This window comes from Amycolatopsis sp. WAC 01416 (assembly GCF_003947485.1).
Lineage (GTDB): Bacteria > Actinomycetota > Actinomycetes > Mycobacteriales > Pseudonocardiaceae > Amycolatopsis.
This window is the reverse complement of sequence record NZ_QHHX01000012.1, coordinates 245186-256822: the sequence shown is the minus strand read 5'-3', so window position 1 is coordinate 256822 and position 11637 is coordinate 245186. Positions and strand designations below refer to the sequence as shown.

The window sequence follows — 11637 nt, the reverse complement described above, 5'->3', positions numbered from 1 at the left end:
CCTCCCTAGACGATCGGGTCGTGCACGGTGACGAGCTTCGTTCCGTCCGGGAAAGTGGCTTCGACCTGGACGGAATCGACCATTTCCGGCACTCCGTCCAGTACCTGCGCCCGTGAGAGCACCGAACGCCCGCTCGCGACGAGCTCACTCACCGTCCGGCCGTCGCGAGCGCCTTCGAGCACATGCTCGGTGATCAGCGCGACCGCTTCGGGGTAGTTCAGCGAGACCCCGCGTTCCAGGCGTTTGCGCGCTACGTCCGCCGCGACGTGGATGAGCAGTTTGTCCCGCTCCTGGGGGCTCAGGTGCATGGGAAAGGTCTATCACCGGAAACCGGTCCTCGCCGGTTCTCGAAACACAGGATTTACCTCGGCGGCCGGTACACGCAAAGTGAACGGCGCCGTAACTCTTCGCGTACGAAGCGCGTTTTCACTGAATCGTTCTCGTAATCGTGACCGAAAGCACCACATCTTTCGATTGCCCCAGGCCCCCACGTGGAGCAAAGTTTGTCCATCCGTGCGATGAGGCGCGCCTACGCTGCGTGTATCCCGTCCACGCGTGAACACAAAGCCGGGGAATGCGCATCGAAAGGTTTCACCACAGTGAGTGCCTCCACGATCAGCACCAATCAGCCGTCGGAGAAGGTCGACGACGGTTTCCGACCGGGTCTCGAGGGCGTGGTCGCCTTCAAGACCGAAATCGCCGAGCCCGACCGTGACGGTGGCGCGCTGCGCTATCGAGGTGTCGACATCGAGGATCTCGCCGGCAAGGTGACCTTCGGTGACGTCTGGGGACTTCTCGTCGACAGCCGTTTCGGCCACGGGCTACCGCCCGCCGAGCCGTTCCCGCTGCCGGTGCACACCGGCGACGTCCGGGTCGACGTCCAGGCCGCGCTGGCCATGCTCGCCCCGATCTGGGGGTACCGGCCGCTGCTCGACATCACCGACGACGAGGCGCGCGACCAGCTGGCCCGCGCCTCGGTGATGGCGCTTTCGTACGTCGCCCAGTCCGCGCGCGGCATCGGGCAGCCCGCCGTCCCGCAGACCCGGGTCGACGAGGCGAAGTCGATCACCGAGCGCTTCATGGTCCGCTGGCGCGGCGAGCCCGACCCGGCCCACGTCAAGGCCATCGACGCGTACTGGGTCTCCGCCGCCGAGCACGGCCTCAACGCCTCGACCTTCACCGCCAGGGTCATCGCCTCGACCGGCGCCGACGTCGCCGCGGCGCTGTCCGGCGCGATCGGCGCCATGTCCGGCCCCCTGCACGGCGGCGCGCCGGCACGGGTGCTGCCGATGATCGAAGAGGTCGAGAAGACCGGCGACGCGGTCGGCCTGGTGAAGGGCATCCTGGACCGCAAGGAACGGATGATGGGCTTCGGGCACCGCGTGTACCGCGCGGAGGACCCGCGGGCACGCGTGCTGCGCCGCACCTGCAAAGAGCTCGGCGCGTCGCGCTACGAGGCGGCCGCGGAACTGGAGCAGGTGGCGCTGAAGGAGCTGCGCGAGCGGCGTCCGGATCACCCGATCGAGACCAACGTCGAGTTCTGGGCGGCCGTGATCCTGGACTTCGCCCAGGTGCCGCCGCATATGATGCCCGCGATGTTCAGCTCCGCGCGCACCGCCGGCTGGGCCGCGCACATCCTGGAGCAGAAGAAGACCGGCCGCCTCGTGCGCCCGTCGGCGAAGTACGTCGGCCCCGAGCCGCGTAAGCCGGAAGACGTCGAAGGCTGGGACCTGGTCGCGAAGCAGTCCTAGTAGCGCGCTATGAAAGGTCCTTTCCTTGCAAATTTTGCAAGGAAAGGACCTTTCATAGCGTCTGAGGGACCGAAGAGTCGTGGGTCGCGGTCGCCGACAGCATGGCCGTCAGCTGATCGACCAGCCAGCCGTCGAGCACCTCGCGCGGCACGGCCCGCTCCTGCAGCCAGCTCAGCAGCGAGCCCTCCACCACCGCGGTCCAGCAGCGCAAGGTCAGCAGGAGCATAGGCGAGGGCTCCGACACTCCCAGCGCGTCGAGGATGAGCTCGACGGCACGGTTGCGGACCTCGTCGATCGCCGCGTCCGTCTCCGAGGTCGCGATCACCGAACCGCTGCGCAACAAGGCGACGTAGCCCGCGCGGTAGTGGTCGGCGACGTCGATCAGCCCGCGGACGGCGGCCCGCAGCCGCGTTTCGGGCGGGCCTTCCTCGAGTCCGGCAAGGCCGTCGATGAGCCCTTCGGTGACCGTTTTCAGCGCCTCGACCTGCAGTTCCCGCAAGCTCGAGAAGTACCGGTAGAACAGCGGCCGCGAAACCTCGGCGCGGGCGATGATGTCGTCGACCGTGACGAGTTCGGGCGCGCGCGAACCGAACAGGTCCAGTGCGGCGCGGATCAGGTCCTCGCGGCGTGCTTCCGCCGACATCCGGCGAGGACGTCTGGCAGAGGTCACGGGGTGACGTCCAGTTTCGCCGCGGCCCGCAGCAGTCCGGGGGTGAGCCGGGAAAGGACGAGCGCGGCCTTGGCCTCCGGCGTCGACGGCTGGATCGCCTTGTCCTTCTCGACGGCACGCAGGATGTCGCGCGCGACCTTCTCCGGGCCGAAACCACGTTTCGCGTACAGCTTGCTGCTCGACTTCTGGCGCCGCTTCTGCTCGACGTCGTCGACGCCGACGAACCGGGTGGTGCTGGTGATGTTGGTGTTCACGATGCCGGGGCAGATCGCGGTGACACCGATGTTCTCGGCGGCGAGTTCCGCCCGCAGGCACACACTCAACGTCAGCACGGCGGATTTCGTGGTGGCGTAGGCGGAAAGGATCTTCGACGGCAGGTAGGCGGCGGCCGAGGCGACGTTGACGATCTGGCCGCCTTCGGCCCGCTCGCGCATCTGCTCCGCGAAGACGCGGCAGCCGTGGATGACACCCCACAGGTTCACGTCGATGAGGCGTTCCCAGTCCTTGACCGTCGTGTCGAGGAAGGGTCCGGACAGCCCGATCCCCGCGTTGTTCACGACGATGTCCGGGACCCCGAACTCCTCCTTGACCTGCTGGGCGAACTTCTCGACCGCCTCCGCGTCGGAAGAGTCCACTGTGTACTCGCCGACGGTGGCCCCCTTGTCCCGCAGGAGTTTCGCGGTGTCCGCCGCGGCCGAGCCGTTGATGTCGGTGATGACCAGGTCGGCGCCCTTGTCCGCGAACGCGAGCGCCGTCGCGCGGCCGATCCCGCTGCCGGCGCCGGTGACCACGACGAGCTTGTGCGCGAAGCCTTTCGTCCTGGCCTGTTTGAGCGCGCGGCTCTCCTCGCCGCCTTCGGCGTGATCGATCAGCTCCGCGGTGGCGTCGGCGATCACCCGCGGCTTCTCGCGGACCACCCAGTGCGTGCCGACGATCCGGCGCACCCGCAGGTCCGGCGCCCAGCGCTCGATCTCGGTCTGCAACGGCGTGGTGACGAATTTGTCGCCGGTGGGCGCGAGCACCTGCACCGGGATCTCGGCGTTACGCGGCCGCGGCCTGGAGAGGCGGGTGAACATGTTGGCGCGGTAGAGGTTGAGTCCGTACAGGCCGTCCGAAGTGGACGGTGCCGCGGCCGCCGGATCCATCCGGCCGATGAGCGCGCCCATCGCGCCGGTGCGCCACAGCAGCTGCGGGATCAGCGGGAGCTGGAAACCGAGGATGTACGTCGAGTGCACTCCTTGCGCGAGCGCGTTCTTGAGCCGCTTCGGGCTCGGGCGCAGCTGCGCGCGGAACCAGGCTCCCGCGTGATCGAGGCTCGGCCCGGAGATCGACGTGAACGACGCGAGCCGTCCGCGCAGCTTCTCGCCGGTGACCGAATGCCAGGTCTGGATGGAGCCCCAGTCGTGCGCGAGCAGATGGACCTTGCCCTCGGGCCGGACCTCGTCGATGACCGAAACGAGGTCATCGGACAGCTGGTCCAGCTTGTAGGACGCTCGTCCCGAAGGCTTGTCCGAGCGGCCGGCGCCACGGACGTCGTAGACGACGACCCGGTAGCGGCGCTCGAGCAGGGCGGCGACGCCGTCCCACATGGAGCCGTTGTCCGGGTAACCGTGGACGAGCACCACCGTGGGCGCGTCGTCGACACCGGTCACCCGGACCGAGAGGCGGACACCGTCGCTGGCCGTCACCCACGTATGAGACATAGTGTCATGTTAGACAACATGTCAATAAGGCCGCTTCTTCAGTAACGCGCGGCCGATCGTCCACACGGTGTCGATCACCAGGACGAAGGTCCAGATCCGGCCGATGTTCAGCAGCCAGTGACCACTGGAGTTCCAGAACCAGTCGGCCGCGTGAGGGCCGCCGAACAACGCTTCGACGGGCCAGCTGTATCCGGCGAACGCCAGCGCCGCCTGCGCGACGACGTACACCGCGACATGGACCGTCCAGTTTCGGAACGGGTTCGAGCGCTTGTTCGCCTTCTCCGTCACCGATTCGGCCGCTTGCGGACTCTCCACGACCGTGCGGGTGACCGGCTTTCCCTTTTGTGACACCGTTTTTCGTGGTTCCACGGGAAACTCCGCAACTCCGACACGCCGTACGGCGCCACGAACCACGAACGATCCGAAGAGCAGGAGAACCGCCGCGCCGAAGCAAGCGACGCGCCATCCGACGTCCGAGCCGTACAGCTGACCCGCCACGAAGGTCCCGATCGTCGCTCCCAGTAGCGTCGCGCTCTCGTAGATCCCCATTGCCCGGCCGAGGCTGAGCCCGGCCGCCTCGACGAGCACCGCCTGCTCCACCGGGATGGCCGCCGCGAACGCCGCCGCCGAGAGGACCCACATGACCGCGAGCACCGCCGGACTCGGCGCGAAGGACAAGCCGGCGGCGAAGACCGCGCTCGCCACCATCGCCAAGGCGAGCACCCGCGTCCGGCCGACCTTGCGGACGAAGCCGTGCAGGTAGTCCGGCAGCAGGCTGTAGACGATGAAGCCGGGGATGAACACGGCCGCGATCTCGCCGAGCCGCAGCTGATGCCCGCGTTGCAGATGCATCAGGAGCAACAGGGCGACCCCGGCCTCGGCCGTCGCGGTCAGCGCGACGAGCGCCAGCATCGGGCGCATCCTCTTACCCAGCTGGAAAAGCCGTGGCGCGCCCACTTCGCGCACCGGCGCGGACGGCGCGTTCAGCAAGACCACCGCGGCCACCGCGCAGGCCGCCGCACCGAGCCAGAACACACCCCGGTAGTCGATCCAGGCGATCGCGGTCAGCGCGACCACGAACGCGATCCACGTGCCGCCGCCCTCGGCCGCGAACAGCTTGCTGAACGCGCCGTCGTCCCTCGCGAGCCCCTCTCCCACCCGAGCCCGCAACGCGACCCAGAACAGCGCCCCACCCGCGCCACCGAGAACCGCGGCCAGATAAGCGACTCCGATGCCCGGCGTCACCGCATAGACCACAAAGGACAGTCCATAGAGGACCGCACCGACGGCCGCGACCCGGCCACGGTCGAACCGGTCCGCGAGCGACCCCGCGATCGGCCGGATCACGAACGACACCAGCGTCTCCAACGCGGTCAGCGCCCCGACCTCGGCGGCCGACGCGCCGAGCTGGCTCCCCACCCACAACGGCAGAAGGAAATCGAGGACCTCCGCCGGTCCTTTGGTCAGCGCGGCGGCGAGCTGGTTCTCCTCCGCCCGCCGCTTGTGTGCGACTTCGTCCACCCCAGTACCCCCTTTTCAGGATACGAATGTATTCTAAAGATGGTCGAGTGGGCAAGCCGGTCGGGTGGGTCGTGAGTGGCGATTCGGGTTAGAACACGAATCGCCACTCACGACCCACCCCGCCGCAGGAGGAGGATGCGTCCGTGCCGAAGATCGTCGACCGCGCCGAACGCCGCCGCGAGATCGCCGGCGCCCTCCTGCGCATTGTCGCGCGCGAAGGCGTCGAGGCCGTCAGCGTGCGCTCGGTCGCAGGCGAAGCCGGGGTGTCCGCGGGCGCGGTGCAGAAGTACTTCTCCACCAAGGAAGATCTGTTCCGCTTCGCCCTCGACATGACCAGCGAGTTCCTGGAGCAGCGCTGGCAGACCCTCGATCAGTCCGGGAACCTGCTGGACCTGCTGCTGCGCCTGCTCGTCGAGGCGATGCCGCTCGACGAACAGCGCCGCGCGGAGGTGATCGTCATCAACGCCTTCACCGCCCGCGCCGCCGTCCGGCCGTCATGGGCCGAATTCATCCGCACCGGCTACGACGAACTGCAGGAACTCACGACGCGCTACGTCTCGGAGGCGCAGACCGCAGGCCATGTCCGCGACGACCTCGCGGCGAGCGACCTGGCCGACGCCGTGCTCGCCCTCTCGGACGGCTTCGCGAACCGGATGCTCACCGCCGTCGATCCGGCCACCCTCCTGCCCTCCCTCGAAACCTCCGTCCGCACACTGCTAAGTCCACCTTAAGCAGCGTTAGTTACATTGAGACGTAACTAACGCTGCTTGGTGACGTAAACTTCGCTGTATGAACACGAGTGACGCACTACGGCTGCTCAGTGCGTTCACCAGCGCCCAGTGGGGCATGGTCACGTCCCGGCAAGCCAAGGGTGCCGGCGTCGATGGCGTCACACTGCATCGCTTGGAGAAAGCCGGCCACCTCGACCGTGTCCGTCACGGCGTCTATGCGGCCACGATCGCCGTAGCGACCGAGGTGCGGGAGGAGCAGGCGGCCTGGCTGATGCTCAACGCGGCCGAACCCGCGTGGAAGCGGTCCCCTCTCGATCCGGACGGAGGGGTGATTTCCCACGAGTCGGCCGCGCGGCTGCACAGGCTCGGCGAACTCGTCGACGACCGGATAGTCCTGACCACGCCACGCCGCCGCACCAGCCGAGATCCCGATGTGCGCTTCAGGGTCGCCGGACTGCTCGAAGACGACGTGACGACGATCGACGGGCTTCCGGTCACCACCGCGCTCCGCACCGTCCGCGATCTGTTGGAGCAGCGTATCGACAGCAGCCATATCGCCACGATCATCCAGGAGGCGGTGGAGACGAACCTGCTTCGCTTGGACGTACTGGCGGAGCACATCGGACCCTATGCCTTGCGTTATGGCGTCCGCCGTCCTGGAGACGGCGAAGCATTGCTCGAACAGCTACTTGCCGGGATCGGCACCTCGGTCACGCAACTCGCCCACCGTCCGACTCCGCCGCGGCATTAGGGCTTGCGAAAGGGCGAATCAAGGTCGAAGCACCTTCTCCATTGAGTTCGTCCCAGCGCAAGACCATGGCGGGATGCCCTCTCAACGCCCGAAAACTCCGCGTGGTTATCTCGACTCTCAGAAGGACAGAGCGAGGAACGGCACCAAAACGACGGGTATCTCCACCGGCGAGCTACTGCAACTGCATTTTCATCGTCGTTTGATCGCCCGGGTCTTCCACGGCGACGACGCCTCGAACTGGGTGCTGAAGGGCGGGCAAGCCCTCCTTGTCCGTTGGCCTTCCGCGCGCTACTCCACCGACATCGATCTGCTCTCCATGGAGGACACGACCGACGCCGCGGTCGACGCGCTCAAGACGGCGGCCGGGCTACGCCTCGCCGATGGCATCTGGTTCTCCCACCTCGGAACCTCGGCTCAAACCCATGTCGAGCGCCCTACCCGCAAGGTGTCGTTCATGGTGATGTTCGAGAACGCGCCTCTCAATCACCGGGTCCGCGTGGACGTCGTCACCTCCGGGCATCTGCCGCGCGGCCCCATTACCACCGAGCCGCTGGTACCTCCGTTCGCCAGTGATTGCGTCCCCTGGCCGGAAGCGCGGATGTTCCCGATCGAAGACCATGTCGCGGAAAAGATCTGCGCTATGTACGAGCGTCATCAGGTCGGCGGCCACCCGTCCAGCCGTTACAAGGATCTCGTCGACCTCGCCCTGTTCGCGTTGAAGTCCTCCATACCGGGCAAGGAGACGCACGAAATCCTGTACGACGAAATCGCTCGCCGCCGAAGCCGTGGGATGGTGGTGAATCCGCCCGCTGGGTTCGAGGTCCCCGATCCGCATTCCTGGAAGGGTGGCTATCACAAGGCCGCCCAAGGTGTCCGCGGGCTGCCTTCCGAATTCCGGACGCTCGAAGGTGTGCACGACCTCGCGGACGCCTTCGTCACTCCGCTTCTGCTGGCGACGCATCCGGCAGGGCGGTGGCGCCCCGAGGAACGAACCTGGCGGTGACACCGGTGTCCATCGTTCGGTTGACAACCGGGTTCAGTCCTGCGGACGTCCCGCAGACCCCGCCCCGCACAGCACGATCGACGTATGAAAACGGCAGTGAGAGTGCGTGGCCTGCGCAAGGAGTACCCGGGCCACACCGCCGTCGGGGGGATCGACCTCGACATCGAGCAGGGTGAGGTGTTCGCTCTGCTCGGCCCCAACGGCGCGGGCAAGACGACGACGGTCGAGATTCTGGAGGGCCACCGCGGGCGGACGTCGGGCGACGTCGACGTGCTCGGTGAGGATCCCGGCACGGCGGGCCGGGCTTGGCGGGCGAGGCTGGGGATCGTGTTGCAGACGGCCAACGACGCCGCAGAGCTCACCGTCGCCGAGACCGTCCGGCACTTCGCCCGCTATTACCCGGATCCTCGTGACACCGAAGAAGTGATCGAGAAGGTCGGCCTGACCGAGAAGGCGGGTGCCCGCGTCAAGAGCCTTTCGGGCGGGCAACGGCGGCGTGTGGACGTCGCGCTCGGGATCATCGGGCGGCCCGAGCTGGTGTTCCTCGACGAGCCGACGACCGGGTTCGATCCGGCGGCCCGGCGCCAGTTCTGGGAGCTGATCAGGAGTCTCGCCCGCGAAGGCACCACGATCCTGCTCACCACGCACTATCTCGACGAGGCCGAGGCGCTGGCCGATCGCGTCGCGGTCATCACACGCGGGCAGATCGTCGCCGAGGGGACACCGCAGACGCTCGGCGGTCGCTCCACCGCGGAGGCCACGGTCCGCTGGACGGACGAGAGGGGCGGCCATCTGGAGCGCACCCATTTCCCGGCCAAGCTGATCCGCGAGCTCTCCGCCGACGGCCGCGAGCCGTCGGAGCTGACCGTCCACCGGCCCACCCTCGAAGAGACCTACCTCGACCTGATCGGAGAAGCCCGATGAGCACGCTGACCCTCCCGGGCACCTTCTCGCTCGGCCTCGTCCGGGGTGCCGCGGAGCTCAGGCAGTTCTTCCGCATCCGGGAACAGGTGATCTTCACCTTCGCCTTCCCGTCCCTGCTGATGATCCTGCTCGGCTCGATGCTGGACTCGTCGATGCCCGGCATGGCGATCACCACCGGGCAGGTGCTGGCCGCGGGCATGATCGGCTCCGGCATCGTCTCGACGTCGTTCAACAGCATCGGCATCAACCTCGCGTCCGACCGTGAGCTCGGCGCGCTGAAACGGCTGCGCGGCACGCCGATGCCCGCCGCTTCCTACTTCATCGGCAAGATCATCCTGGTCGGCTTCACGAGCATCGCCCAGGTGGTGCTGATGTCGATCGTCGGCAGCCTCCTGTTCGATCTGGAGCTGCCGACCGACCCGGCGAAGCTGCTGACCGCGCTGTGGGTCTTCGTGCTCGGCATCACCAGCTGCACGCTTCTTGGCATCGCGCTCAGTTCGGTGACCAAGACGGTCAGCGGCGCAGTCGCGGTGACCAACCTGATCTACATCTCGCTGCAGTTCATCTCCGGGGTGTTCGTCACGCCGATCACCAACCTGCCGAAGGTTATGGTCGACATCGCTTCGTTCTTCCCGGTGAAGTGGATCTGCCAGGGCTTCCGCTCGGTGTTCCTGCCGGCCGAAGCCGCGGCACAGGAGATGGCGGGGACATGGGAACTTCCGATGGTGGCACTGGTGCTGACGGCGTGGTGCGCCGCGGGGCTGCTGCTGGCGAAGCTGACGTTCCGCTGGTCGAACGAGGACAGGTGAACGCCTGGGAGCGGTTCTACTGGCTCTGGGAAGTCCTCTTCGGGGTCACCTTCGTCGCGACGACGGCCTTGGTGCTCTTCGAAGGCGGGACGGCCACGGACAAAACGATCGCGCTCCTGTGTTTGGCAGGGCTCGGCGTGACCTACCTGGCACGAGGACGCCGCCTCATCAAAGGTCCGGACTACGAGCACACGCCATGGCTGTTCGCCGGGGTACTGCTGCTCTTCACGGTGGGTGCCATCTTCGCCGCGGGCAACTCGAGCTTCATCCTCTTCCTATCCTGCCCCGTGCTCTACATGACGATGCCGACAAAGGCAGCGTCGATCCTCACCACGGCGGCGGTGCTGTCGAGCCCGGCTGCCCTGCTCGTCCGGGGTGGGCTCGACGAACAGCCGGTCCTGCTGCCGATGACGGCGATCCTGATCGTCTTCAGCCTGCTGGCCGGCCGCTACACCACCCAGATCATCGCGCAGAGCAAAGGCCGGGCCGCGTTGATCGAACAGCTGGAAGCCAGTCAGGCGGAGGTTTCGCGCCTCTCCCGCGAGGCGGGCATGGCAGCCGAACGCGAGCGCATGGCCCGCGAGATCCATGACACGCTCGCGCAGGGCTTCACCAGTATCGTCACGCTCACCCAGGCCATCGAGTCCGAAATGGACACCGATCCGAAGGCGGCCCGCCGTCACCTGGATCTCGCGGCGCGGACGGCGCGGGAGAACCTGGCCGAGGCGCGGGCGATGGTCGCGACGCGGATGCCGTCGGCGCTCGCCGCCGCTTCACTGGAGGAATCCTTGCGCAGGCTGGTCGAACGGCTGACGGAGGAGACCGGGATCGAGGCGTCGATCGAGGTCGGCGGCCCGCTGCCCGCGCTCCCGATGGCCACCGAGGTCGTCCTGCTGCGAGGGGCACAGGAGGCGCTGAGCAACATCCGCAAGCATTCGCGCGCCGCCGCGGTTTCGCTCCTTCTGTCCGTTGTGGACGGACGAGCCCGGCTCCGCGTGACCGACGACGGCGCCGGATTCGACCCCGCCGAGCCCACCGGCGGCTTCGGCCTGGCGGGGATGCGGGCCCGGGCGGGGCAGGTCGGTGGCATCGTGACGTGTGCGAGCGAACCCGGTGCGGGGACGACGCTGGAACTGGAGGTGCCCGCGTGATCACGATCATGCTGGTCGACGATCACCCCGTGGTGCGGGAAGGCCTGCGCGGCATGCTGGAGGCCGAGCCGGACCTGAGCGTCATCGGGGAAGCGGGCTCCGGCGACGAGGCCGTCGCGCTGAGCCGGATCAAGCAGCCGGACGTGATCCTGATGGATCTGCGGATGCCCGGTCTCGACGGCGTCGGCGCGACGCGGAAGATCCTCGCGGACCGGCCGGGTCAGCGGGTCGTCGTGCTCACCACCTACGAGACGGACGCGGACATCCTGCGCGCGGTCGAAGCGGGAGCCTCCGGGTACCTACTGAAGGACGCTTCGCGCGCGGAGCTGGCCGGCGCGATCCGTGCGGCGTCACGCGGCGAGACGGTCTTGGCGCCTTCGGTCGCCGGGAAGCTGGTGAACCGGGTGCGCAATCCGACGGCGTCGCCGTTGTCGGCACGCGAGATCGAGGTGCTCCGGCTGGTGGCGCGGGGGAACACGAACGCCGACATCGGCCGGACGCTCCACATCAGCGAAGCGACGGTCAAGACCCACCTGCTCCGGACGTTCGGCAAACTGGACGTTTCGGACCGCACGGCCGCTGTGACCACCGCTATGCGACTGGGCCTGCTCGGGTAGGCAGAA

General features: G+C 67.6%; 12 protein-coding genes. 8 read left to right on the top strand and 4 right to left on the bottom strand.

Annotated elements, in window-relative coordinates:
* Positions 1–5: 5 nt before the first annotated feature.
* A complete protein-coding gene (locus tag DL990_RS35930) occupies positions 6–308 on the bottom strand; it encodes an urease subunit gamma (protein WP_125781973.1) in 303 nt (100 codons plus the stop codon).
* A gap of 291 nt (positions 309–599) precedes the next feature.
* Here DL990_RS35930 and DL990_RS35925 point away from each other — a divergent pair, with 291 nt between their 5' ends.
* On the top strand, positions 600–1751 hold the full coding sequence (locus DL990_RS35925; protein WP_125781975.1) for a citrate synthase 2: 1152 nt from the start codon (positions 600–602) through the stop codon (positions 1749–1751).
* A 52-nt stretch (positions 1752–1803) separates the two neighbouring features.
* On the opposite strand, the gene DL990_RS35920 is transcribed toward DL990_RS35925, so the two are convergent.
* From DL990_RS35920 to DL990_RS35910, 3 genes are read right to left on the bottom strand one after another with little or no spacing between them, the layout of a single operon-like run.
* Positions 1804–2394, bottom strand: a complete 591-nt coding sequence (locus tag DL990_RS35920; RefSeq protein ID WP_125801360.1) for a TetR/AcrR family transcriptional regulator — start codon at positions 2392–2394, stop codon at positions 1804–1806.
* A gap of 23 nt (positions 2395–2417) precedes the next feature.
* Complete coding sequence (locus tag DL990_RS35915; protein ID WP_125801419.1) at positions 2418–4109, bottom strand: SDR family oxidoreductase; 1692 nt, start codon at positions 4107–4109, stop codon at positions 2418–2420.
* 36 nt (positions 4110–4145) lie between these two features.
* Complete coding sequence (locus DL990_RS35910; protein WP_125801359.1) at positions 4146–5645, bottom strand: MFS transporter; 1500 nt, start codon at positions 5643–5645, stop codon at positions 4146–4148.
* Positions 5646–5788: 143 nt separating this feature from the next.
* Between DL990_RS35910 and DL990_RS35905 the strand changes: the two genes are divergently transcribed.
* The 7 genes from DL990_RS35905 to DL990_RS35875 all read left to right on the top strand — a co-directional run bounded on the left by DL990_RS35905 (position 5789) and on the right by DL990_RS35875 (position 11631).
* Entirely contained in the window at positions 5789–6376 is a 588-nt protein-coding gene (locus tag DL990_RS35905; protein WP_125801358.1) for a TetR/AcrR family transcriptional regulator, read from the top strand.
* Positions 6377–6434: 58 nt separating this feature from the next.
* On the top strand, positions 6435–7127 hold the full coding sequence (locus DL990_RS35900) for a type IV toxin-antitoxin system AbiEi family antitoxin domain-containing protein (protein ID WP_125781983.1): 693 nt from the start codon (positions 6435–6437) through the stop codon (positions 7125–7127).
* A gap of 73 nt (positions 7128–7200) precedes the next feature.
* Entirely contained in the window at positions 7201–8130 is a 930-nt protein-coding gene (locus tag DL990_RS35895) for a nucleotidyl transferase AbiEii/AbiGii toxin family protein (protein ID WP_125801357.1), read from the top strand.
* Between the two features lie 84 nt (positions 8131–8214).
* Entirely contained in the window at positions 8215–9054 is an 840-nt protein-coding gene (locus tag DL990_RS35890) for an ABC transporter ATP-binding protein (protein WP_125801356.1), read from the top strand.
* A complete protein-coding gene (locus tag DL990_RS35885) occupies positions 9051–9863 on the top strand; it encodes an ABC transporter permease (RefSeq protein WP_125781987.1) in 813 nt (270 codons plus the stop codon). The genes DL990_RS35890 and DL990_RS35885 overlap by 4 nt, the downstream gene beginning before the upstream one ends.
* Entirely contained in the window at positions 9860–11014 is a 1155-nt protein-coding gene (locus tag DL990_RS35880; RefSeq protein ID WP_125801355.1) for a sensor histidine kinase, read from the top strand. The genes DL990_RS35885 and DL990_RS35880 overlap by 4 nt, the downstream gene beginning before the upstream one ends.
* Positions 11011–11631 (top strand): response regulator transcription factor, encoded by a 621-nt coding sequence (locus tag DL990_RS35875; RefSeq protein WP_125781991.1) that lies wholly within the window; start codon positions 11011–11013, stop codon positions 11629–11631. The genes DL990_RS35880 and DL990_RS35875 overlap by 4 nt, the downstream gene beginning before the upstream one ends.
* Positions 11632–11637: the final 6 nt, after the last annotated feature.